Raw genomic sequence first — 22,901 nt, forward strand, 5'->3', positions numbered from 1 at the left:
TTCTCAAGTTGATCGGAGGCTGGATCGAAGACTATAACGAAAACCACCCGCACTCGGCCCTCAAATGGCGCTCGCCCCGCGAGTTCCGAAGGGCCCAAACCGAAACCGCTTAGGTGTCCGGTGAAACGGGGGCAGGATCACAGGGTGAGGTGTGAGCCCGCTATCGGTTCGAGGGCCACGCCGAACGGGATGCCGACAGTCGAGGTTGCCGGAAGCATGGCCTCAGCAAGGGCAGGTTCTGAAGTTCAAGTCGAAATATGGCTGGCTGGAGGTGTCGGATGCGGCAAAGCTGCGCGCCGTCACGGACAAGAACGCCAAGCTGAAACGCTTGCTGGCGGATGCCATGTTGGACAACGTTGTGCTGAAGGATATGCTGGGAAAGAACTAACCACACCGACCGAGCAGCGAGTGGCAGCGCTCCGTGCAATACGGGAACGGGATGCTTGAAGTCATTCGTGACCACTTCAAGCTTTCGCCAGACCGTATGTTGGTGGAAATTCAGGGAATGCGGGCGCTGGTTGCGCAGGTGTTAAAAACGAAAGGCATCAATTGCGACGCCCTGCGTGCGGCACGAGTGCCCGACCGGAAAAGCTTGAGATTGCCTTAGGATCAGCTTCTGGCTGGCCGCGACCCGCAGGATCTGTTCGCGAAGGGCAGCTATTGTCGCTATGGCACGTCTCGGAAAACCTGACTCATCTGACGCTGCCTGAAATCACAGATTTCAACGCATCAAGCGATGCACCCTGTCTCAGCTATTTCGAGACGTGCTTTGTCACGCTGCTTTGGCCGATGCGGTGGTTGCGTCTGTTGCCCATGCCAGCAACATTTCGGGGATGGGGGCGATCTCGGTGGCCAACTCGCCGACGAAGTCGTGGAACGCGGCGGCGTTTTGCGTGTTCAACCCGACCAGAACCGGGATGTCCTTGGCGACCGCTTCCGCGATTGCGGCACGAAAACCACGGCCCTCGGCCTCGTGTTTGCCGAATTTGTTGATCACCAGAATATCGGCCCCGTCGCGCAGGCTTGCCTCGACCAGCGCCACGGCGGTTTCCAGCGCCGCGGGGTCCAGGCGGCAGCCACGCGATGCCATTCCCAGATTTTGCGAGATCCGCAGCGTCGGGCCTGCGGGCAGCACCCGGATGTCCATGTCGCACGGTCCGCAATCGGGCCGTTCCGAGTTGATCTGAACGGTGCCGCACACCCGGATGCCACGCGCCAGCAATTGGCGCGCGACGCCTTCGAGCATCAGATCGGCATCGCCGCGGCCGGGGGCCATTGTGCAGGCAATTTGCATGGGGATCTCGCTTTCTATTCGGTCTCGAAGGGCAGAAATTCTATCAGGTCGCCGGATTGCAACAGGTCGGTTTCGGCCGGGATCAATATCAGCCCATCGGCATGGCAGAGCGTGCCGACACGGGCCGAATGGGTTCGGGCATCAAAGCGCACCATTTCGCGGCCCATTGCATCATGGCCGGTCAGGGTTGCGGGGCGCAGCTCACAGCGGCCGGGATGGTGGTTCAGCGGCTCGGACAGCACGACATGGCGGCGCGCGGGCGGGGATGTGCGGCCGGTCAGGTGGTCCAGCAGGGCGGTGCCGAAAACCTGCCAGGTCACATAGGCCGAGACCGGGTTGCCCGGCAGGCCGAGCCAGATGGCCCCGCCAAGCCTGCCGAATGAGACGGGTTTTCCGGGTTTGATGGCTACACCCGACAGATCGATGGTGCCGCCAAGCGCCAACAAGGTTGGTTTGACAAGATCGGTGTCACCCACGGAAATGCCGCCGCTGGTGACGATCAGATCGGCGCGCGACGCCAGGTCCTGCAACTGCGCATACAGGGCATCACGGTCATCTTCGGCGCGCGCGGTGGCGATGATCCGGCTACCCGGGCGATGCAAGAGCGCGGTCAGCATCGGGCCGTTAACGTCCCAGATCTGGCCCGGCAACAGGTCCTGATCCTGGGGGATAATCTCGGTCCCGGTCATCAACAGGGCCACGCGCAGGACGGGCTGGACAAAAACGCTGGCGCGCCCCGATGCGGCACAGGCCGCGATGTCACGGGCCCCCAGACGGCGGCCCATGGGCAGGATCACGTCACTTGCGCCCATGTCATCGCCGATCTGGCGCAGATGCTGACCGGGCCGAGGCCGGGCATCAAGCGTGATGGAACCGGGCCGGGCCGTCACGGCTTCCTGCATGATCACGGCATCGGCCCCGGCCGGCAGCGCGCCGCCGGTGAAAATCCGGGCGGCGGTTCCCGGTTCCAGCGGTTCGGTGCCGAAATCGCCTGCGGCAATTCGGGCCGTGACCGGCAGATCCCACGGCCCCTGGCCGATAAGGTCGCGGCTGCACAGCGCGTAGCCATCCATGGCTGAACTGGTAAAGGGTGGCACATTGGCCCGCGCCGTCACGGGCCGTGCCAGCACCCGGCCAGGGGCGTCTGCAAGGGCGACCTCTTCGACCCTGCCGCCCCGGCGCGGCAGGGCACGCAGCCTTTCCAGCGCCTGGTCGATGCTGGCCAGCCCCCGGGCCGTGTCACAGCCGCAGCCGGGGTCGTCCAATCGTGCGAAAACTGTCATTCTGTCCGCTCCTGCACACCATGGGCGCGGGCCACGCTGCATTCAAGATTGCGCAGCAGCCCATCCTTCAGCCCGTAGATCAGCCCGTGAATTTTCACATCGGCCCCGCGCTTCCACGCGGTCCGCATGATCGGCGTTTCCGAGACCCGGCGCACGCCTTCGATGACGTTGAGCTCTGCCAGTTTGTCACGCCGCGCCTCGTTATCGACCAGCTGCACCAGATCAATCGCATAGGCACGCGCCAGACGGCGGATCGGTTCCAGCCAGTGATCCGCCAGACCATGGGGCATGTCTTCGGTCGCGGCCTTGACGCCGCCACAGCCATAATGGCCACAGACGATGATTTCGCGGATATTCAGGGCATCGACGGCGAATTCCAATGCGCTGAGAAAATTCATATCCGCGGAATGGATGACATTTGCCACATTGCGATGGACAAAAACCTCACCCGGGTCGAGGCCGGCGACCACATTGGCGGGCACCCTGCTGTCGGAACAGCCGATCCAGAAGAACTCCGGGCTTTGTTGGGTGGCGAGGCGCGTGAAGTAATCCGGTTCATCGGCATGACGCCCCGCCGACCATTCAATATTGCGTTGTAAAAGGTCGTTCAGCATCAGATGCCCCCGAATATCCTGTCCAGCCCGCGCCGGGCCATCATGTTGGCGCGCATCCTATCCAGATCGCTCGGTTTCAGGCGTTTGCGGGCGATTGGCAGGACAATGGCGTTTTCAAGGATCAGATGGTGCCGCGCCTTGCCTGCGAAATCGGACAATTTTTCGATCGCGCTGGCGCTGATCGGGGCCCGCGCGTCATGCGCGGCACGCAGGGCCTGCGTCAAATCACCGGTGTCGGCCTTGGCATGCACGTGATCGGCCTGAAGCCGGGCAATGATGCGGTCAATCTCGTCTTCCGGGTCGCAGCGCAGGATCATCATCGGAAACAGGTCCTGTTCCTCATCGGCCAGATGCATTGGCAGTTCCTCGGTCAGAAAATTCAGGATATCGGCCAGCAGGTCCAGATCCGGCGGCCGGGTGCCCGCCAGCTGATCCATTTCAGCGCAGACCTGACGTTCGCGCAGGTGATCCTCGGCGATGAAATCCAACGGATTGCCAAGAAGGCGCGGATCGGTCGGGCCCAGTGTGGAACCGCGCTGATGCCCTGCGCCCTTGCGTGTCATGACACCCCGGCCCGCAGCTCCGGTGATTTGAGGTCGGCACCGGTGATCTTCGAGTTGGCAACCAACCCGGCGACAAAGCCTTTCGCGGCGCGGGCCCAGGCGGCTTTTTCCATCGCCTCGGCAATGCGCGGCTTGACGGTGGCAAAGGGCAGAACCTGACCCGGGGCAAGCGCATCGAGCCGGATGACATGATAGCCATGCCGCGTCAGCACCGGCGTCTTTGTGATCTCACCCTCGGCCATGACACTGATCGCGGCCTCAAACTCGGGCACGGTATCGCCGGGGCCAAGCTGGCCCAATGTGCCGCCCGCCGATTTCGAACCGCAATCGCTGTGCTGGGCGGCCAATGCAGCGAAGCCTTTGGGTGTTTTCAGGGCGATTGCCGCCAATCCGGTTGCACGGTCCAGGGCCTTTTCACGGGCCTTTTCGCGCGGGTCGCAGGCGCTCAGGATATGCGAAACCTCCCACAGGGGGGGAGACCGAAATCTCGACGGGTCTTTCATCCATTCGGCGCGGATCGCGTCCTCGGACGGTTGTTCCACGTCTATGGCGATGTCGAGAAGGCCCCGGATCAGGGCCTCCTCCTCGGTTTCAAAACGCCCTGGCCCGACTTTGGCGGGTTTGGTGCCAAGCCCCTTGGCGCGTGCCTCCTGCAACAAAAGGGTGCGGATGGCCACCGCGTTGGCCGCCTTGCGCCAGGCAATCCCCGGTTTGCCCGCAGGCGCGGGCTGGTTTTGTGTTTCCGCCGCGATGACCGTGTGAGGAACGGTTTCACCGTTGACCACAAGTTCGGGAAAAAGAGCACTGTTCATATTAGGTTACTCCGACCGGGCGGACGCATCGCGACGCGTGCGCACCACCTGATAACCGGGCCGCCACAGGTAGCGCACGGGTGCCGAAAGCATGTGCACGAGGCGGGTGAACGGGAAAACCAGAAAGATGGTCAGACCCAGGACGATATGCAGCTTGAAGATCAGCGCCACCTCGGCGATGTAACTGGCCGCCTGCCCGTCAAAGGTGATGATGCCGAGCGCCCAGGCCATGAACTTGACCATCTCGCCACCGTCCAGATGCTGTATCGACACGAAAATCGTGCCCAGGCCCAGCACCAGCTGCGCCAGCAGCAGCGCCAGAATGGCGATATCGGCAAAACTGGAGGTGGCGCGGATGCGCGGGTCGGTCCAGCGGCGGTGAAACAGCATGCCGCCGCCAATCAGCGCCATCACCCCGGCGATACCGCCGGCAATGACCGCCAGCGTCTGCTTGAACTCGTTGCTCACGCCCAGCGCGTGAAACAGGCTGATCGGGGTCAGTAGGCCGATCAGATGGCCAAGGAAGATCACCAGAATGCCGATATGGAACAGAACCGATCCCAGGATCAGTTGCTTGCGGCGCAGCAACTGGCTTGACGAGGATTTCCAGGTAAAGGGGTCGCGTTCATAGCGTGCGATGGTGCCGATCAGCATCACCGACAGCGCGATATAGGGGTAGATCCCAAAGAAGAAGTTGTTCATCCGAGCCTCCGTTATTCGGCAGCAACGCCGGGACGGCGCGTGACGGGTTCATCCATTTTCGCAAGCATGTCGCGAACCTGCGGACAGCCTGCATTGGGGTCGGGGCCGAAGACGACTTCGCTTTCCTCCCAAACCTCATCGAGGGCCTCCAGATCGGTGGGGTCGTCATCGGGCTGCTCCAGCAGCTCGGCCACCGCGCTTTCGTCCACCTTTGCGCCCGAAAGCTGCAAAAGAGCGGCGAACACGGCACCATAATGGCTCTCGCGCCGGTCCAGCCGGGTTACGAGCGCCTCGAAGATATGGGCCGCGTCCGCCAAAGTATCCCTGGCCTCGACGAAGGGTTGCGTGGCCAGGAACTCCAGAAGCACCGGCAGGTGATCTGGCAGTTCGGATGTGGCGGGATCGAACCCCGCCGCGCGGTAGGTTTCGACAAGGCTGACCATCGCGCCGCCGCGGTCGCGGCTTTCACCGTGGACATGCTCAAACAGGTTGAGCGACAGGGTGCGCGAGCGATCGAACAGCATCACGAACTGTTCCTGCAGGTCGTAGATGTCGGCGCTGGTCAGGGCATCGACCAGCGGGCGCAGATCCCTGCGCGCCGCCGCCGTCAGCCGGGTTTCAGAGGCCAGCACGCCGCCGATTTCCGGCATCGCCTCCTGAAGTTCCCGCGTCGGGTAGCTCAGGAGCAGCGACAGTGCCTTCAGTGTGCGGTCTTGCAAATGCAGGGTCATCACATCGCCTCCGTCGGCATTTTCAGGGGTTTCTTGGACCCGCCAAACAGCGAACCGCCAGAGATGCCGGTTGAACAGCCATTGCTATCGGTGAACCCGCAGCCGCCCTTCAGGTCATAGGCTTCCTCGACCTGTTCGCGATGCGTGGTGGGGATGACAAAGCGGTCCTCGTAATCGGCAAGGGCCATGATCTTGTACATGTCCTCGATGATCCGACCGCTCAGGCCGACCTTTTCGGCGATGCCTTCGTCAATCACGCCTTCCACGGTTTTCGACCGCATATAGGCGCGCATTGCCAGCATTCGTTCCAGCGCGTGTGCCACCGGTTCCTCGTCGCCTGCTGTCAGCATGTTGGCCAGGTATTTCAGCGGGATACGCAGGTCGCGCACATCGGGCATGCCGTTATTGGAGCTGATTGCTCCGGCTTCGGCGGCATTCTGGATCGGGGAAAGCGGCGGGATATACCACACCATCGGCAAGGTCCGGTATTCCGGATGCAGCGGAAAGGCGACTTTCCACTCCATCGCCATTTTCCAGATCGGGCTGGCCTGCGCCGATTTGATCCAGTCCTGCGGCACGCCATCGCGCGCGGCGGCCTTGATCACTTCGGGGTCGTTGGGGTCCAGAAACACGCCCAGTTGCGCATCATAAAGGTCGGTGGTGTCATGTGCATTGGCCGCCTCTGCGATCTTGTCGGCGTCATAGAGCATGACACCCAGATACCGGATGCGCCCGACGCAGGTTTCCGAGCAGACCGTGGGGTTGCCGCTTTCGATACGCGGATAGCACAGGGTGCATTTCTCGGATTTGCCGGTGGACCAGTTGTAATAGACCTTTTTATAGGGGCAGCCCGAGACACACATCCGCCAGCCGCGGCATTTTTCCTGATCGATCAGGACAATGCCGTCTTCCTCGCGCTTGTAGATCGCGCCTGACGGGCAGGAAGCCACGCAGGTCGGGTTCAGACAATGTTCGCACAGACGCGGCAGATACATCATGAAGGTGTTTTCATATTCACCATAGATCTGCTTCTGGATGCCTTCGAAATTGTAATCCTCGGAACGTTTCTCGAACTCACCACCCAGGATTTCTTCCCAGTTGGGGCCCTTTTCGATCTTCTGCATCCGTTCCCCGGTGATTATGGAACGGGGTCGTGCGGTGGGGAACGCCTTGGATTCAGGCGCGGATTTCAGGTGGTCATAGTCGAAATCGAACGGCTCATAATAATCGTCGATCTCGGGCAGGTCGGGATTGCCGAAGATATTGGACAGGATGCGCCACTTGTTGCCCTGCTTGGGCTGCAGCTTGCCGCGTTTTGTCCGTTCCCAGCCACCATTCCAGCGCGCCTGGTTTTCCCAGTCGGTGGGATAGCCGGTGCCGGGTTTTGTCTCGACATTGTTGAACCAGGCGTATTCGACACCGTCGCGGCTGGTCCAGACGTTCTTGCAGGTGACAGAGCATGTATGGCACCCGATGCATTTGTCGAGGTTCAGCACCATGCCGATTTGTGCGCGAACTTTCATTGGGCTGCCTCCGTTTGGGGTTCTTCATTGTCGAGCCAGTCGATCTTGCGCATCTTGCGGACCACAACGAATTCGTCCCGGTTTGATCCGACCGTGCCATAGTAGTTGAAGCCATAGGATTGCTGGGCATAGCCGCCGATCATATGGGTGGGTTTCAACGTGGTCCGGGTTACCGAATTGTGGATGCCGCCGCGATGCCCGGTTTTCTCGGATCCGGGCGTGTTCACGATCTTTTCCTGCGCGTGATACATGAACACGGTGCCATCCTTGATGCGCTGGCTGACCACAGCCCGCGCCGTCAACGCGCCGTTCACGTTATAGGCCTCGATCCAGTCATTATCGACGATGCCCACCGATTTGGCGTCATTTTCACTAAGCCAGACCACCGGGCCGCCGCGGTTCAGCGTCAGCATCAGCAGGTTGTCGGAATAGGTGGAATGGATGCCCCATTTCTGGTGCGGCGTGATGAAGTTCAGCACCAAAGTGTCGCCCGCATCCTGCACGTCCTTGGTGATGGTCTTGAGATCAACCGGAGGCCGGTAGCTCATCAACCCTTCGCCAAAGGCACGCATCCACAGGTGATCCTGATAAAGCTGCTGGCGCCCTGTCAACGTGCGCCACGGGATCAGTTCATGCACGTTGGTATAGCCGGCGTTATAGCTGACTTTCTCGGACTCGATCCCCGACCATATCGGGCTGGAGATGATCTTGCGGGGCTGCGCCGCAATGTCGTGAAAGCGGATCTTGTTGTGATGTTCGCCTTCAGCCAGATGGGCATGTTTGCGCCCGGTGGCCTTTTCCAGCGCGTGCCATGCTTTCACCGCCACTTCGCCGTTGGTTTCCGGGGCCAGCATCAAGATGACCTCGCAGGCATCAATCGCCGTGTCGATCCTGGGCCGACCAGCGGCCGAGCCATCCAGCTGCACGCCGTTCAGCGCGCCCAGATTGTCGATCTCGGTCTGGGTGTTCCAGGCGATGCCCTTGCCGCCATTGCCAAGCTTGTCCATCAGCGGCCCAAGCGCGGTGAAGCGGTCATAGATCTTGGTGTAATCGCGCTCCACGGCGATATAGTTCGGTGCCGTCTTGCCGGGGATCAGATCACATTCGCCCTTCTTCCAGTCCTTCACCTGATCCTGCGCAATCTCGGCCGGGGTGTCGTGCAGGATGGGCAGGGCCACGATGTCGGTCTCGACGCCCAGAATTTCCGGCGCGACCTGCTGCACCTTCTTGGCGATCGCCTTGAAGATCTCCCAGTCGGATTTGCTTTCATAGGCCGGATCAACCGCTGCCTGAAGCGGGTGGATGAACGGGTGCATATCCGACGTGTTCATGTCGTCCTTTTCATACCAGCTGGCGGTTGGCAGAACGATGTCGGAATAGACACAGGTGGTGGACATGCGGAAGTCGATGGTCACCAGCAGGTCCAGCTTGCCGCGTGGCGCGTCGGGGTGCCATTTCGCCTCTTTCGGCAATTGCGCGCCGTCTTGGCCCAGATCCTTGCCCATGACGCCGTGATCGGTGCCAAGCAGGTGCTTGAGGAAATATTCGTGCCCCTTGCCGGAAGATCCGAGCAGGTTGGAGCGCCAGACAAAGAGATTGCGCGGCCAGTTCGCCGGATCATCGGGGTCCTCGCAGGACATTTCCAGTTCGCCGGATTTCAGCTGCTCGGCCACATAGGCCGGGATCTCCTTGCCCGCCGCCTTGGCCGCTTTGGCGACCTCCAGCGGGTTGGTTTTCAGCTGCGGGGCCGAGGGCAGCCAGCCCATGCGTTCGGCGCGAATATTATAGTCGATCAGGCTGATGTCCCAATCGCCATCGGGGGCAGTCGGGCTGAGGATTTCCTTGGCCTCCAGGGTCTCATAACGCCACTGGTCGGTATGGGCATACCAGGCCGAGGTGGAGTTCATGTGCCGCGGCGGGCGGTTCCAGTCCAGCGCGAAGGCCAGCGGCTGCCAGCCGGTTTGCGGGCGCAGCTTTTCCTGGCCCACGTAATGCGCCCAGCCACCGCCCGATTGCCCGACACAGCCGCACATCACCAACATGTTGATGACGCCGCGATAGTTCATGTCCATGTGATACCAGTGGTTCATCGCGGCCCCGATGATGACCATGGACTTGCCTTTGGTCGTCTCGGCGTTTTGCGCGAATTCACGGGCGACATGGATGATCTTATCGGCCGGAACACCGGTGATTTTCGAAGCCCAGGCCGGCGTGCCCGGCATCTCGTCGGCGTAATCATCAGTGACCCAATCGCCACCAAGCCCGCGATCCAGGCCGTAATTGGCGCAGAAAAGGTCAAAGACCGTGGCAACCTTGATCTCACCTTCGGCGGTCTGGACTGTTTTCACCGGGATGTTCCGCGTCAGCACATCGGGATGGCTGGCATCGGTGGCAAATGCTTCGGTCGCTTCGCCGCCGAAATAGGGAAAATCCACGCCCAGGACGGCATCGTGATCTTCGTCCAGAACCAGGCTCATCTTCAGATGCGTATCGGCCTTGCCGGCGCGTTCCTCCAGGTTCCATTCGCCATCCTCGCCCCATCGGTATCCGACAGAGCCATTGGGCGCGACCAGGCTGTTCGTTGTCTCGTCCAGCGCGACGGTTTTCCATTCCGGGTTGTTGTCTTCGCCCAGTTTGCCATCCAGATCATCGGCCCGCAGGAACCGGCCCGGCACAAAGCGGCCGTCCTTTTCATCGATCCTCACCAGCATCGGGAAATCGGAATATTTGCGGGTGTATTCCTCGAAATACTCGGCCTGACGGTCCAGGTGGAACTCGCGCAGGATGACATGGCCAAAGGCCATTCCCAGCGCGGCATCGGTGCCCTGCTTGGCGTTCAGCCAGACATCGCCAAATTTGGCGGCCTCGGAATAATCGGGGCAGATGACGGCGGATTTGGTGCCCTTGTAACGCACCTCGGTATAGAAATGCGCGTCCGGCGTGCGGGTCTGCGGCACATTCGAGCCCCACAGCAAAAGATAGCCGGAATTATACCAGTCGGCGCTTTCGGGCACGTCGGTCTGTTCGCCCCATGTCATCGGCGAGGCCGGCGGCAGATCGCAATACCAGTCATAGAACGACATGCACACGCCGCCCATCAGCGACAGGTAGCGCGACCCGGCGGCGTAGCTGACCATCGACATGGCCGGGATCGGCGAGAAGCCGAAGATCCGGTCGGGGCCATAGGTTTTCGCGGTATAGGCGTTGGCGGCGGCGATCATATCGGTCGCCTCATCCCAGCTGGCGCGCACGAAACCGCCCTTGCCGCGGGTCTCGACATAGGAGGCGCGAATGATCGGATCGTTCTGGATCGCGGTCCAGGCTTCAACCGGGGTCATGGTTTCGCGCATCTTGCGCCAGACCCGCATCAGTTTGCCGCGGATCAGCGGGTTCTTCACCCGGTTGGCGGAATAGAGATACCAGGAATAGCTGGCCCCGCGGGCACACCCGCGCGGTTCATGGTTGGGCAGGTCGGGGCGGGTGCGCGGATAATCCGTCTGTTGCGTTTCCCAGGTCACGATGCCGGATTTGACGTAGATCTTCCAGCTGCACGACCCGGTGCAGTTCACCCCATGGGTCGAGCGCACGACCTTGTCGTGCCGCCAGCGGTTGCGATAGGTGTCTTCCCAATCGCGGTTCTCACGGGTCACTTGCCCATGTCCATTCGAGAACTTTTCCAGTGTCTTTGACTGGAGGAAATTCAATCTGTCGAGCAGGTGGCTCATGTTTCTTGCTCCCTAAGGGGTTGTCGATGCCTGCCCGAAAATGATTCCGGGCAGGCTGAGAGTGAATTCAGGGGTTCTTGATGTATGCGCCGGGGCGCAGGTAGAACCACCAGTTGATGACGATGCAGACCCCATAGAAGGCCGCGAAGCCATAAAGCGCGTATTCCGGGGTGCCGGCGCCCATCTGTTCCCCGAACACTTTGGGAATGATGAAGGCACCGTAAGCGGCCACCGCAGCCGTCCAGCCAAGCACCGGGCCAGCCTGTTCCTTGTTGAAGGCAACAGCGATGGTCCGGAACGTGGATCCGTTACCGATACCGGTGGCCGCGAACAGGATCAGGAAGAGCACCAGGAAGGGCACAAAGAAGTCCTGCGGAGTTTCCGAGGCATAGGCAGCCTGGATAAAGTAGGCCACACCGAGCGCCGAGATGACCATGACGATCGAGATCCATTGCGTCACGCGGGCCCCGCCAAGCTTGTCGGCCATCATGCCGCCAATCGGACGGATCAGCGCGCCGATGAAGGGCCCCATCCAGGCAAACATCAGGGCCGACGGACCGTCCGGGTTGGCCACGTCATGGGTCAATACCCCGTCAACCATGATGTGCTGAAAGCCGAACACCACCTTGATGGTCAGCGGCAGCGCAGCCGAATAGCCGATGAACGAGCCAAAGGTCATAATGTAGATGACCGTCATCGCCCAGGTGTGCTTGTTGCCGAAGATCTTGTATTGGCGGGTCAGATTCTGACCGACCTGCCCGGGGATCAGTTTCAGCAGGAAGACCGTCAGCGCGATGACGACGGGCAGCACGATCCACTTGGAAACATCAAAGCCGGAGCCGCCCACGCTTGCAGGCAGCATCAGCCACAGACCGAAGGCCGCAGTGGCGAACCCGATGAGCAGCATGAAGGAGATGATGCCGAACGCGCCCAGTGGCGACGGAATATCGGGGCTGACATGTTCGTCACGGATGTTGTTCATACCTATCCAGCCAATGACCACCAGCGGGACCAGAGCCACCAGCCAGATGAAACCGGCGTTCTGAATATAGGTCTCGGCCCCGGCCGGGATGCGGGCAAAGAACGTGCCGGACGTGTTTTCCAGGATCCTCGATTCGCCACCGAACAGGCCGAAGGTCATCACCAGCGGGATCACGATCTGCATCGTGGTGACGCCGAAATTGCCCAAGCCAGCGTTCATGCCAAGGGCGTAGCCCTGGATTTTCTTCGGAAAGAAGAACGAGATGTTCGACATCGAGGACGAGAAGTTACCGCCACCGATCCCCGAGAGGAAGGCCAGGACCTGGAACCACCAGAGCGGCGTGTTCGGATCCTGCAGCGCGAAACCTGCCAGCGAGGCCGGGATAATCAGGAGCGCGGTGGTAAAGACGATGGTGTTTCGCCCGCCCGCAATGCGAATAAAGAAGGTCGACGGAATACGCAGCGTGGCACCGGTAAGGCCTGCGATCGCAGCCAGGGTAAACAGCTCGGAGCGTTCGAAATCGAAGCCCAGGTTGATCATCTGAACGGTGATGATCCCCCAGTAAAGCCATACTGCGAAGCCGCACAGGAGCGATGGAATGGAAATCCAGAGATTGCGGTTCGCAATTCTCTTGCCGGTAGAGGCCCAGTAGGCTTCATCGTCCGGCGTATAGTTTCTTAGGTCTTGTCCCATTTTTCTCTCCTCGAGAATGAGGGTGGGGTGGACCGCCTCGCGCGGCCCACCGTCATTGTGTTGTTATCGTGCGGATTGCGTGCCTTTCGCTGAGGGTGCTTCGGCGGCATCCTCGGTGGGTTTCGGCAAAGGTGCCTCGGGCACATCCGAGAGGTATCTCTCATCTCTGAGGCCCGGATGACGTGCGCGCTCCATTTTGCGGATTGCGACATGCATCCAGATCGTGCTGACGGCAACGATGACAAACATCAGCATGAAGACAACCGACCAGACCTGAAACACGTCCAGCAGGATCCCGAAGGAGATTGGCAACACGAAGCCACCAAGCCCGCCGATCATCCCGACCAGGCCGCCGACAGCCCCCACATTATGCGGGAAATAGACCGGGATGTGCTTGTAGACGGCCGCCTTGCCGAGGCTCATCACAAACCCCAGGATCACGGTCAGGAACACAAAGAAGTAGAGCGGAATTCCGAAGCTGAACTCGATCAGATTGGGGGTGCCGTCGGCAGCCGGGATACCTTCCACGATATAGGTCGTTTCCGGATAGCTCATGATGAAAAGAACGACGAGCGACACGATGAAGGTGAGATACATCACGAAACGCGCGCCCCAGACATCGGACATCCAGCCGCCGAGCGCACGGAAGACCGAGCCGGGCAGCGAATAGAGCCCGGCGAATACACCGGCCGCGGCCAGGGATACTTCGTAAGCGCCGACATAGTAGCGCGGCAGGAAGGATGCGAAGGCCACAAAGGCACCAAAGACGAAAAAGTAATAGGTGGCAAAGCGCCAGACCTGGATGTCTTTGAGTGGCTCAAGCTGCTTGGCGGCAGAAACCGGTTTGGCCCCGGTCCTCTTCTGTTCCGCCCGAACCGGATCTTCTTTGGCGAAGATGAAGAAAATAACCGCCATGATGACGAGAACCACCGCGTAGATGCGGGCGGTGTCTTCCCAGCCGACGGCCAACAGCAGGAACGGTGCCCCGAAGTTGGTGACGGCGGCACCGACGTTGCCGGCCCCGAAAATTCCCAGCGCTGTGCCCTGGCGTTCAGCCTCGAACCAGCGCGAAACATAGGCAATACCGATGATGAAAGAGCCACCGGCCAGGCCGAGCCCAAGCGCGATGACCAGGAAAATGGCGTAGGTTTGGACCGACGCCAGCAGCCAGACCGATACCGCAGTGATCAGCATCTGCAGCGGCAACATGATCCGCCCACCATACTGGTCGGTCCAGACCCCCAGAAATATCCGGCTCAACGAGCCGGTGAGAACCGGGGTTGCGACCAGCAGTCCGAACTGGGTTTCGGACAAGCCGAGATCCTGTTTGATCTGAACGCCGATAATAGAAAAAATTGTCCAAACCGCGAAGCAGACCGTAAACGCAAGGGTGCTCAACCCTAGAGCACGATACTGATCTCCGGACGAAACGCCCTCGATATTGTGCATTCTCTGTCCTTCCTAGAGATAGAAGCCAACAGGCTGGTAATGTGGAGGGAAGCCGCAAGAAGCGTCGATCCGGATCTGGGCCAGCTTCGCGCTGGCGATTTTGCGCCAGTGACCTGTAGCTTTGCATTCCAGTTCCATCGTTTTTCCTCGGGGTCCCGGGCAGATTGTTCTCTGCGTTGTTTTTTTCTGGGGAAAGCGTTGCGGCACCTGTTCGAGAAAAAAGTTGATCTAGGTCAAGAAATACGGAAAACGCCAAGAAATAATGGCTGCGGGCAAGGATGTCATGATCGGCGCATGGCATCTGCAAGCCCCTGCCCGGGGATGGGTGCCCGCGGGATTGACAATGCCCGAGATCTCGCTTGATAAATATCAACCGCAGTGGAAAGGGGTTGATCACGCCATGCTTGAGTCGGAACATGGGCACATCCGGACGCTCGACGTGTTCGCGGGCATGGAAGACATGCATTACGAACAGTTGATGCGGGGGTCATATGTGCAGAATTTCCCACCGATGATTGAACTGATCTCGGAAGGCGACCCGAGCGATTTTCTGCATATCGTCATCAGTGGTTCGGTCGAGCTGTTTTCGGGTTGGAACGGGCGCGAAACGACGATGGCAACGGTCTGGCCGGTCTCCTCGTTCATCCTTGCGGCCACGATCAGGGACGCGCCTTACCTGATGTCGGCCCGCACATTGGAAAAAAGCCGCATCGTTTTGTTGCCATCCTCGGATGTGCGGGAGGTGTTCGATGTCGATTCCGGTTTTGCGCGCGCGATCGTGGCAGAACTGGCGCAATGCTACCGTTCCGTCGTCAAGAACACCAAAGATCTGAAGCTGCGCACGTCGGTGGAACGGCTGGCCAACTACCTGCTGCGCCAGCAAAAGCGCGAAGGCGGCGGGCCTGAGTTCATTCTGCATACCGAAAAACGCCGCCTGGCCTCGGCGCTAGGCATGACACCGGAAAACATGAGCCGCGCGATCAAGAGCCTGAAGCCCTATGGGGTCGAGGTGACGGGCAACAAGGTCTTGATCAGGGATCAGGAAGATTTGGAACAATTCGCCAAGCCAAGCGTTCTGATCGATGATTATCGGAGCTGAAGCCGGTTGATCCGGTCGGGCTCGCAACAGATGCCCAGGGGCGGTTCATGGGGCGGGTCAAGGTGATCATCCGGGATGGAACAGGTCGGGTGGGCAGAACTGCCCACTACCGCCCTTACCCCCACCCGTAGTTGAAACTCACCGAAATCCGATCCTCTTGCGCCATGTTCATCGGCACTTCATGCCTCAGCCAGCTTTCCCAGAGCAGCACATCGCCGACCTCCGGTGCCACGTAGATGAAGGTCCGCATTTCTTCGCGCGCGTCTTTTTTGCGGGCGGGGGCGGCCATCATCCGGGCCGAACGCGGGTCTTCCAGTTTCAGGGCGCTGGCACCTTTGGGCATGGCAACATAAGTGGTGCCCGAGATCACCGAATGCGGGTGGATATGCGAGGAATGGGTGCCGCCCTCGGGCAGGATGTTGATCCAGAGATCCTCCAGCTTGAGCTTGCGCCCGTCGAGGTCGAATTCGAGATCCTCCGCAAACGCCGCGACATGTTTGTTGAGCGTCTTTTTCAGGGATTTGAATACCGGGAACCGCCAGGGCAGGTCGGTCAGTGAGGCGTAGGAGGTATAGCCGGGATAGCCGTTTTCCGCGCACCAGCTCTGCCCGGCCTCGTCATCCTCGGCGATGGACCAGCAGGAGGCTGCAAGTTCCTCCATGTCGATGGGTTTGCCAAGCTCGGACAGAGCGGCGTGGTAGAGGCGGGTCACGAAGAGTGAGGAGATCTGGGTCATGATCGGGGTGATAGCGCAGGCTGCGGCGAAGGGCGAGGGGGGTTGACGATCAGCCCCTGCGATCAGATCATCGGGTATCCAGAGCCTCAATTTTCGAACGGGTTTCCGGAAGCAGCCTAAGTGACGCCTCAATCCTCTTGCGCCATTTGGCACCGCGCCCAAGCGCTTCTTCATACGCTTCAGATAAATCGTCGGGGCGGTCTTCGGCAAGATGTGAAATCAGGAATGCGGCTTGAGCTCGGTCTTTCCGGGACTTGTCGGAACTGTCACCACCCCGGCGGCGATCCGCAACAATCAGTTTGTGGATCGCAAAGCGTTCTGGACGTGGGATCTGCACGAGAATTCCTGACCTATAGATCACCGCGGCCTGTATCGGTTCAATCAGAAGATAATCGAGGTGGTGCAATGCGCGCGCGGAAACGCCTAGCGCGGGGAGTTCGCGAAAACCCTCATCTTCCGCAAAAGAGGCTGTAAGAAATTCTATTGTCGTGGTCCCGCTTCCTTGCCGCCAGTGCCAATTTCTGCCTGGTTCCAAGCCCGGCAATTCCTGGAAATCGAGCTGTGCAAATGCCTTTTGTAATGACGGTTCCACCCGGTCTTGCAGGGCAAAGGACAATTTTTCGAATTGCGCGACATCGACATCGCCGGTGAGAGCTAATTCATCGGCGGGAAATCGAATTCCAAGCTCGCCCTCGTAGAGGCGATAGGCGTTTGTTCCGACAAGAGTTCCCCCCAGACGGAATACCCCGACTTTGGACATTGCCGCAAGGAGCGGTCCGGTGTGATCGCCTGTGCCAGCATATCCTTCGGCCCGCAGCACCCGAACCAAACGCCCGCGTTCCTTACGCCGTTTCTTCGATTGCTCGGCAATATCGGCCTGTCGCCCAATCTGTTCACGAATTTCGGGGCTGTCTTCCCCGAGGTAGGTTTTTCGCTTTTCTTGCCCAATGCGCCGATCGGCATACCAGTATGAGCGGTTTCCCCGTTTTTCGAGTCTTGGTGTCCCGACAATATTCGACATTGCGTCATCCTTCAGGATACGAAGGAGGTCGCTATAGGCCGCTTGCCCAATACCACTGTGTCGGTTGATCATGTTATGTATCACAAACTTGATGTTTGCCATACATGGCGGTATGTATGGCAAACATCAAGTTTGTGATACAAGGGGTGGGCATCAAGCAGATAGACCTCCAACTTCCCCCTTGCCCCCATCCCTCACCTCCCCTATAGAGCGGCATCGCATGTGTCCCCGGGTTCGCCCCGGGGATTCGTCGTTTGTCATATAACCACCAGATCAGAGGTCACCCTCACGAATGAGGCGCCTTCTGGTGATTGTCGAAAAGGAAAAGGCGCATGAACGCCCATGAACTGCGTGACAAGACACCGGACCAGCTCCGGGAAGAGCTTGCCAATCTGAAAAAGGAGGCCTTCAACCTCCGCTTCCAGCAGGCCACCAGCCAGTTGGAAAATACCGCCCGCATGCGCAGCGTCCGCCGCGATGCCGCCCGTGTCAAAACGATCCTGAACCAAAAAGCAGCCGAAGCTGCGCAATCGGAGGCCTGAGCCCATGCCCAAACGCATCCTGACAGGCACCGTGACCAGCGACGCCAATGAACAGACCGTCACCGTATCGGTTGAACGCCGTTTCAAGCACCCGGTGATGCAGAAGACCATTCGTAAGTCCAAGAAATACCGGGCGCATGATGAGAAGAACGCTTTCAAGGTGGGGGATACGGTCCGTATCCAGGAATGTGCCCCCATGTCGAAAACGAAACGCTGGGAGGTGATCGCCTCCTGAAGGCGTTCACACCCGGTTTAATCGAAACCGCGGGGAAGCAGGGCCTATCTGAGCCCCCCCACAGGTCGGGAGAAACCATATGATCCAGATGCAGACCAATCTGGATGTTGCTGACAATAGCGGCGCTCGCCGTGTTCAGTGCATCAAGGTCCTGGGTGGTTCCAAGCGTAGATACGCCTCTGTTGGTGACGTTATCGTCGTCTCGGTGAAGGAAGCCATCCCACGCGGCCGCGTGAAGAAGGGGGACGTCCGCAAGGCCGTTGTCGTGCGCACCGCAAAGCAAGTTCGCCGTGAAGATGGCACTGCCATCAAGTTCGACACCAACGCGGCCGTTATCCTGAACAATGCCAACGAACCTATCGGCACCCGGATCTTCGGGCCGGTGGTTCGTGAATTGCGCGCCAAGAACTTCATGAAGATCATCTCGCTCGCCCCGGAGGTGCTGTGACATGGCTGCGAAACTGAAATCCGGCGACAAGGTCGTCGTGCTGGCCGGCAAGGACAAGGGCAAAGAGGGCACCATTTCCTCGGTCGATCCCAAATCCGGCAAGGCCGTGGTCGATGGCATCAACATGGCCATCCGTCACACCAAACAGTCGCAAAGCGATCAGGGCGGCCGTCTGCCCAAGGCGATGCCGATTGCGCTGAGCAATCTGGCGCTGCTGGATGGCAATGGCAAAGCAACGCGCGTGGGTTTCCGCATGGAAGGCGACAAGAAAGTGCGTTTCGCGAAAACCACGGGGGATGTGATTGATGCTTGATACCGCAAATTACACGCCGCGCCTGAAGGCCGATTACAAGGACCGCATCCGCGCGGTCATGAAAGAGCAGTTCGGCTATGCCAACGACATGATGATCCCGCGCCTGGACAAGGTTGTCCTGAATATCGGCTGCGGGGCCGCGGCCGTTCGTGACAGCAAGAAAGCCAAATCCGCCCAGCAAGACCTGACGCTGATTGCCGGCCAGAAAGCCCTGACCACCAAGGCAAAGAAATCCATCGCGGGCTTCCGCGTTCGGGAAGAAATGCCGCTTGGTGCCAAGGTAACCCTGCGCGGCGACCGGATGTATGAATTCCTGGATCGTCTGATCACAGTCGCATTGCCCCGCGTCCGCGACTTTCGCGGCGTTTCGGGCAAGAGCTTTGACGGCCGTGGCAACTATGCCATGGGCATGAAGGAGCATATCGTGTTTCCCGAGATCGACTTCGACAAGGTCGATGAGAACTGGGGCATGGATATTGTGATCACCACCACCGCGAATACCGACGCGGAAGCAAAGGCGCTGTTGAAGGAATTCAACATGCCCTTCAACAGCTGATCCGCGGAGAGGACGAAAGACATGGCTAAGAAAGCAATGATCGAACGCGAGTTGAAGCGCGCGAAGCTGGTGGCGCAATATGCCACCAAGCGGGCCGCGCTGAAGGAAATCGCGAGCGATCGAGACCTGCCGATGGAAGAGCGTTTCAAGGCGCGCCTGAAGCTGGCAAAACTGCCCCGCAACAGCTCGGCCACCCGGCTGCATAACCGTTGCCAGCTGACCGGTCGCCCCAAGGCGTATTACCGCAAGCTGAAAATGTCGCGTATCAAGCTGCGGGACCTGGCCTCGGACGGTCAGATCCCCGGCATGGTCAAGTCTAGCTGGTAAGGAGGAGTTATCATGAACGATCCTATCGGTGATATGCTGACCCGCATCCGAAATGGTCAGATGCGCGGCAAATCCATCGTGTCCACCCCCGCGTCCAAACTGCGCGGTTGGGTTCTGGATGTCTTGGCGGACGAGGGCTATATCCGCGGCTACGAGCCGTCGACCGATGTCAACGGCCACCCGGCCTTTGACATCAGCCTGAAATATTACGAAGGCACCCCGGTGATCCGCGAAGTCAAGCGCGTGTCCAAGCCTGGGCGGCGCGTATACATGAGCGTGGGTGACATTCCGCAGGTCCGTCAGGGCCTGGGTGTTTCCATCGTCTCCACGTCCAAGGGCGTGATGTCGGATGCAGCTGCACGCGGCGCCAATGTTGGCGGCGAAGTGCTCTGCACCGTATTCTAGGGAGGTCCGGAAATGTCTCGTATTGGGAAAAAACCGGTTGAGCTGCCCGCAGGCGTCAGTGCCTCGGTCTCCGGCCAGACCGTCGAAGTGAAGGGCCCGAAGGGCACCCGCAGCTTCACCGCAACCGACGATGTGACGCTTACCGTGGAAGACAATGCCGTGATGGTGACCCCGCGTGGGAAATCAAAACGCGCCCGTCAGCAATGGGGCATGTCTCGCACCCAGGTCGCCAATCTGGTGACCGGGGTGACCGACGGCTTCAAGAAAGAGCTGGAGATCCAGGGCGTCGGTTATCGCGCACAGATGCAGGGCAATTCCCTGAAACTGGCGCTCGGTCTCAGCCATGATGTGATCTATGACGTGCCCGAGGGGGTCACCGTGACCGCCCCGAAGCCGACCGAGATCACCGTCGAAGGTATCGACCAGCAACTGGTTGGTCAGGTGGCGGCGAATATCCGCGCGTGGCGCAAGCCCGAGCCCTATAAGGGCAAAGGCATCCGCTACAAGGGTGAGTTCGTCTTCCGCAAAGAAGGCAAGAAGAAGTAAGGGCGCAAAAAATGGCAAACAGCAAAAAAGACCTGTTCCAGAAACGCCGCCTGCGCGTTCGGAACAAATTGCGGCGCACCGCAAACGGGCGTCCGCGCCTTTCGGTGCATCGTTCGAACAAGAATATCAGCGTCCAGCTGATCGACGATCTGAACGGCGTCACGCTCGCATCGGCCTCCACCATGGAGAAAGATCTGGGCCTGGTCGGTCAGAACAATGTCGAGGCAGCGGCCAAGGTCGGCGCGGCGATTGCCGAGCGGGCCAAAGCCAAGGGCTTTGAGGAATGCTACTTCGATCGTGGCGGTTTCCTGTTTCACGGCAAGGTGAAGGCTCTGGCCGAGGCCGCGCGCGAAGGTGGTCTGAAGTTCTGATGGTAGCGGCGGGTTGAACCCCGCCCTGCGGCAAAACATGAGGGCGGCGTCTTGATGCGCCGCCTCGATGATCGGGGGGCCCCGTTTGGCCCACTGCGATTGGAATTGAGCGGCGCCGAGACTGCGCCTTGATTAGAAGGGAATGCCAAAAATGGCAGAACGTAACGACCGCCGGGGTGGCCGCCGCAATGACCGCGATGAAAACCCCGAATTCGCCGACCGTCTGGTTGCGATCAACCGGGTCTCGAAAACCGTCAAGGGCGGCAAGCGCTTTGGCTTTGCGGCCCTGGTGGTTGTCGGCGACCAGCGTGGCCGTGTGGGCTTTGGCAAGGGCAAGGCCAAGGAAGTGCCCGAGGCGATCCGCAAGGCGACCGAGCAGGCCAAGCGCCAACTGATCCGGGTGCCGCTGCGCGAAGGCCGCACGCTGCACCATGACGTCAAGGGCCATCACGGCGCTGGCAAGGTGACGATGCGCACCGCGCCCGAGGGCACCGGGATCATCGCCGGTGGTCCGATGCGCGCCGTGTTCGAGATGCTGGGCGTCAAGGATGTGGTTGCCAAATCGACCGGATCGCAGAACCCCTATAACATGATCCGCGCCACGCTGGACGGTTTGCGCCAGGAAAGCAGCCCCCGCATGGTCGCGTCGCGTCGTGGCAAGAAGGTTGCGGATATCCTGAAGAAGGAAGACGCACCGGCACCTGACGCTGTGGCAGAGGAGACCTGAGAGACATGGCAAAAACAATCGTTGTCAAGCAGATCGGCTCGCCGATCCGCCGCCCCGAAAAGCAGCGCCAGACGCTGATTGGTCTGGGCCTGAACAAGATGCACAAGACCCGTGAGCTTGAGGATACCCCCGCCGTGCGCGGCATGGTCGCCAAGATCTCGCATATGGTCGAGATCATCGAAGAAAAGGGGTAAACGCCTGTCCGGGCCCTTTGGCCCGGCAAACGCTCCGGTGGAGCGTTTGCGGCGTTTACGGGCGGAGCCCCGGTCAGTGATGGCCGGGGTGTTTTTCTTTTTCTTGGGTCCGGGTGTTTAGGGCTACGCTTGCGAAAATCGTGTTTTCGTGGGCGAATGATAGTGAATGGGCGAAAATTTGGAGGATGAATAGATGGCAGTTCCGAGAACGAAAAAGATATTGAAGGACTTCGGATCCTATCCTGGGCCATTTCGAGACTACTTTGAACATTTCCCCAAGCTTGCCGAAGATTATCCATGGGACGTATCGATCGGCTACTTGTTTTCGAAGATTGAGCTTGCTCAAAACATGACGATCTATTGCGGAGTAGTGAAACTACATCGCGTTGATACCAAACTGGCGCGTACGGCAATCGACAAGCTCCACATGACGCGGTCCAGGTTTCGTGATTTGTACAAGTCCGTCATGGGGAAGAAATTTCCGGAGAAAATCCAAGCGCTTGCAACGGATGCAGAAAAAGTCCGCGATAAAATTCTTCATGGGAAGAGGGTAAATGATGAAACAAAACGGAGTGCCACAGTGAGCGCGCTAGAATACGGACATACTTTTAATGAAGAAGTGTACGATCTGGCCGGTTTCCGCCCGTTCGGTAAACTACAGGGTTTCAAAGGACGAGGAGAATCGCTGGACGGATCAACCAGCCGATGGGTGCTAACAGGAATCGGCCTTCTTTAACCCAATCGCTCTGTGGCACCTGAGGCGTCCAGCGCTCCATGTCTTGGCGCGCGCTATCTTCTCTTGATTGCGACGTGTCTAAGCCCTATACGCGCCCAGTGGTCGCCTGCGGCCGCAAGAATCATCAAATCAAGCCGTGTTTGGCCCCAGATCGCTTCGGGGGTCAGTTCCGGCAAGGAGAAGCGATAATGAAACTGCATGAACTGCGCGACAATCCTGGCGCGACCAAGACCAAAAAGCGCGTTGGCCGTGGTCCCGGCTCGGGCAAGGGTAA

General features: G+C 59.6%; 28 protein-coding genes and 2 pseudogenes. 17 read left to right on the top strand and 13 right to left on the bottom strand.

Annotated elements, in window-relative coordinates:
• The 3 genes and pseudogenes from ACW8PS_RS05370 to ACW8PS_RS05380 all read left to right on the top strand — a co-directional run.
• On the top strand, positions 1–113 hold a 113-nt coding region (locus ACW8PS_RS05370; protein WP_491526311.1), incomplete at its 5' end, for an integrase core domain-containing protein.
• A 49-nt stretch (positions 114–162) separates the two neighbouring features.
• Positions 163–441, top strand: a pseudogene (locus ACW8PS_RS05375) (transposase); the annotation flags it as partial.
• Positions 440–607, top strand: a complete 168-nt coding sequence (locus tag ACW8PS_RS05380) for a hypothetical protein (RefSeq protein ID WP_491526282.1) — start codon at positions 440–442, stop codon at positions 605–607. The pseudogene ACW8PS_RS05375 and the gene ACW8PS_RS05380, both read left to right, overlap by 2 nt.
• A 165-nt stretch (positions 608–772) precedes the next feature.
• Here the strand turns inward: ACW8PS_RS05380 and ACW8PS_RS05385 are convergent, their stop codons facing one another.
• The 11 genes from ACW8PS_RS05385 to ACW8PS_RS05435 all read right to left on the bottom strand — a co-directional run bounded on the left by ACW8PS_RS05385 (position 773) and on the right by ACW8PS_RS05435 (position 14,371).
• On the bottom strand, positions 773–1,294 hold the full coding sequence (locus ACW8PS_RS05385; protein WP_491526283.1) for a DUF2478 domain-containing protein: 522 nt from the start codon (positions 1,292–1,294) through the stop codon (positions 773–775).
• Positions 1,295–1,308: 14 nt separating this feature from the next.
• Positions 1,309–2,577 carry a molybdopterin molybdotransferase MoeA gene (locus ACW8PS_RS05390; RefSeq protein WP_491526284.1) on the bottom strand — a complete coding sequence of 423 codons (1,269 nt, stop codon included), beginning with the start codon at positions 2,575–2,577 and terminating at the stop codon, positions 1,309–1,311.
• Entirely contained in the window at positions 2,574–3,191 is a 618-nt protein-coding gene (locus ACW8PS_RS05395) for a carbonic anhydrase (protein ID WP_491526285.1), read from the bottom strand. Before ACW8PS_RS05395 ends, ACW8PS_RS05390 begins: the two co-directional genes overlap by 4 nt.
• The gene (locus ACW8PS_RS05400; RefSeq protein ID WP_491526286.1) at positions 3,191–3,754 is read right to left on the bottom strand and encodes a hemerythrin domain-containing protein; all 564 of its coding nucleotides are present in this window, start codon (positions 3,752–3,754) and stop codon (positions 3,191–3,193) included. Before ACW8PS_RS05400 ends, ACW8PS_RS05395 begins: the two co-directional genes overlap by 1 nt.
• The gene (locus ACW8PS_RS05405; protein WP_491526288.1) at positions 3,751–4,566 is read right to left on the bottom strand and encodes a peptidylprolyl isomerase; all 816 of its coding nucleotides are present in this window, start codon (positions 4,564–4,566) and stop codon (positions 3,751–3,753) included. The genes ACW8PS_RS05400 and ACW8PS_RS05405 overlap by 4 nt, the downstream gene beginning before the upstream one ends.
• A 6-nt stretch (positions 4,567–4,572) precedes the next feature.
• Positions 4,573–5,268, bottom strand: coding sequence for a respiratory nitrate reductase subunit gamma (gene narI / locus ACW8PS_RS05410; RefSeq protein WP_491526289.1), 696 nt, complete (start codon positions 5,266–5,268; stop codon positions 4,573–4,575).
• Positions 5,269–5,279: 11 nt separating this feature from the next.
• A complete protein-coding gene (narJ, locus tag ACW8PS_RS05415; protein ID WP_491526290.1) occupies positions 5,280–5,999 on the bottom strand; it encodes a nitrate reductase molybdenum cofactor assembly chaperone in 720 nt (239 codons plus the stop codon).
• Positions 5,999–7,522 carry a nitrate reductase subunit beta gene (gene narH, locus ACW8PS_RS05420; RefSeq protein WP_491526291.1) on the bottom strand — a complete coding sequence of 508 codons (1,524 nt, stop codon included), beginning with the start codon at positions 7,520–7,522 and terminating at the stop codon, positions 5,999–6,001. Before narH ends, narJ begins: the two co-directional genes overlap by 1 nt.
• Positions 7,519–11,247, bottom strand: a complete 3,729-nt coding sequence (locus ACW8PS_RS05425; RefSeq protein ID WP_491526292.1) for a nitrate reductase subunit alpha — start codon at positions 11,245–11,247, stop codon at positions 7,519–7,521. The genes narH and ACW8PS_RS05425 overlap by 4 nt, the downstream gene beginning before the upstream one ends.
• 67 nt (positions 11,248–11,314) lie before the next feature.
• A complete protein-coding gene (locus ACW8PS_RS05430; RefSeq protein WP_491526293.1) occupies positions 11,315–12,922 on the bottom strand; it encodes an MFS transporter in 1,608 nt (535 codons plus the stop codon).
• 63 nt (positions 12,923–12,985) lie between these two features.
• Complete coding sequence (locus tag ACW8PS_RS05435) at positions 12,986–14,371, bottom strand: MFS transporter (RefSeq protein WP_491526294.1); 1,386 nt, start codon at positions 14,369–14,371, stop codon at positions 12,986–12,988.
• A gap of 400 nt (positions 14,372–14,771) precedes the next feature.
• Here ACW8PS_RS05435 and ACW8PS_RS05440 point away from each other — a divergent pair, with 400 nt between their 5' ends.
• Positions 14,772–15,470: a cyclic nucleotide-binding domain-containing protein gene (locus tag ACW8PS_RS05440; RefSeq protein WP_491526295.1), complete on the top strand. Its 699-nt coding sequence runs from the start codon at positions 14,772–14,774 to the stop codon at positions 15,468–15,470.
• A gap of 115 nt (positions 15,471–15,585) precedes the next feature.
• On the opposite strand, the gene ACW8PS_RS05445 is transcribed toward ACW8PS_RS05440, so the two are convergent.
• Together ACW8PS_RS05445 and ACW8PS_RS05450 are read right to left on the bottom strand one after the other, a co-directional pair.
• Positions 15,586–16,206 carry a 2OG-Fe(II) oxygenase family protein gene (locus ACW8PS_RS05445; protein WP_491526296.1) on the bottom strand — a complete coding sequence of 207 codons (621 nt, stop codon included), beginning with the start codon at positions 16,204–16,206 and terminating at the stop codon, positions 15,586–15,588.
• A gap of 67 nt (positions 16,207–16,273) precedes the next feature.
• On the bottom strand, positions 16,274–17,227 hold the full coding sequence (locus tag ACW8PS_RS05450; protein ID WP_491526297.1) for a nucleotidyltransferase family protein: 954 nt from the start codon (positions 17,225–17,227) through the stop codon (positions 16,274–16,276).
• A 332-nt stretch (positions 17,228–17,559) separates the two neighbouring features.
• Between ACW8PS_RS05450 and rpmC the strand changes: the two genes are divergently transcribed.
• From rpmC to ACW8PS_RS05515, 13 genes and pseudogenes are all read left to right on the top strand, one after another.
• Positions 17,560–17,769 carry a 50S ribosomal protein L29 gene (rpmC, locus tag ACW8PS_RS05455; protein WP_491526298.1) on the top strand — a complete coding sequence of 70 codons (210 nt, stop codon included), beginning with the start codon at positions 17,560–17,562 and terminating at the stop codon, positions 17,767–17,769.
• A gap of 4 nt (positions 17,770–17,773) precedes the next feature.
• Positions 17,774–18,004 (top strand): 30S ribosomal protein S17, encoded by a 231-nt coding sequence (rpsQ, locus tag ACW8PS_RS05460; protein WP_491526300.1) that lies wholly within the window; start codon positions 17,774–17,776, stop codon positions 18,002–18,004.
• A 79-nt stretch (positions 18,005–18,083) separates the two neighbouring features.
• Positions 18,084–18,452: a 50S ribosomal protein L14 gene (gene rplN, locus ACW8PS_RS05465; protein ID WP_491526301.1), complete on the top strand. Its 369-nt coding sequence runs from the start codon at positions 18,084–18,086 to the stop codon at positions 18,450–18,452.
• A 1-nt stretch (position 18,453) separates the two neighbouring features.
• Positions 18,454–18,765, top strand: a complete 312-nt coding sequence (gene rplX, locus ACW8PS_RS05470) for a 50S ribosomal protein L24 (protein ID WP_491526302.1) — start codon at positions 18,454–18,456, stop codon at positions 18,763–18,765.
• Complete coding sequence (gene rplE / locus ACW8PS_RS05475; protein WP_491526303.1) at positions 18,758–19,321, top strand: 50S ribosomal protein L5; 564 nt, start codon at positions 18,758–18,760, stop codon at positions 19,319–19,321. The genes rplX and rplE overlap by 8 nt, the downstream gene beginning before the upstream one ends.
• A gap of 21 nt (positions 19,322–19,342) precedes the next feature.
• Positions 19,343–19,648 carry a 30S ribosomal protein S14 gene (gene rpsN / locus ACW8PS_RS05480; protein ID WP_491526304.1) on the top strand — a complete coding sequence of 102 codons (306 nt, stop codon included), beginning with the start codon at positions 19,343–19,345 and terminating at the stop codon, positions 19,646–19,648.
• 12 nt (positions 19,649–19,660) lie between these two features.
• Positions 19,661–20,053 (top strand): 30S ribosomal protein S8, encoded by a 393-nt coding sequence (gene rpsH / locus ACW8PS_RS05485; protein WP_491526305.1) that lies wholly within the window; start codon positions 19,661–19,663, stop codon positions 20,051–20,053.
• Between the two features lie 12 nt (positions 20,054–20,065).
• Complete coding sequence (rplF, locus tag ACW8PS_RS05490; RefSeq protein ID WP_491526306.1) at positions 20,066–20,599, top strand: 50S ribosomal protein L6; 534 nt, start codon at positions 20,066–20,068, stop codon at positions 20,597–20,599.
• An 11-nt stretch (positions 20,600–20,610) separates the two neighbouring features.
• Positions 20,611–20,970 carry a 50S ribosomal protein L18 gene (gene rplR, locus ACW8PS_RS05495; protein ID WP_491526307.1) on the top strand — a complete coding sequence of 120 codons (360 nt, stop codon included), beginning with the start codon at positions 20,611–20,613 and terminating at the stop codon, positions 20,968–20,970.
• A gap of 151 nt (positions 20,971–21,121) precedes the next feature.
• The gene (rpsE, locus tag ACW8PS_RS05500; RefSeq protein ID WP_491526308.1) at positions 21,122–21,697 is read left to right on the top strand and encodes a 30S ribosomal protein S5; all 576 of its coding nucleotides are present in this window, start codon (positions 21,122–21,124) and stop codon (positions 21,695–21,697) included.
• Between the two features lie 5 nt (positions 21,698–21,702).
• The gene (rpmD, locus tag ACW8PS_RS05505; RefSeq protein ID WP_491526309.1) at positions 21,703–21,891 is read left to right on the top strand and encodes a 50S ribosomal protein L30; all 189 of its coding nucleotides are present in this window, start codon (positions 21,703–21,705) and stop codon (positions 21,889–21,891) included.
• A 193-nt stretch (positions 21,892–22,084) separates the two neighbouring features.
• The gene (locus tag ACW8PS_RS05510; RefSeq protein ID WP_491526310.1) at positions 22,085–22,627 is read left to right on the top strand and encodes a hypothetical protein; all 543 of its coding nucleotides are present in this window, start codon (positions 22,085–22,087) and stop codon (positions 22,625–22,627) included.
• Positions 22,628–22,815: 188 nt separating this feature from the next.
• Positions 22,816–22,901, top strand: a pseudogene (locus ACW8PS_RS05515) (50S ribosomal protein L15); the annotation flags it as partial.

This window comes from Alterinioella sp. (genome assembly GCF_058343375.1).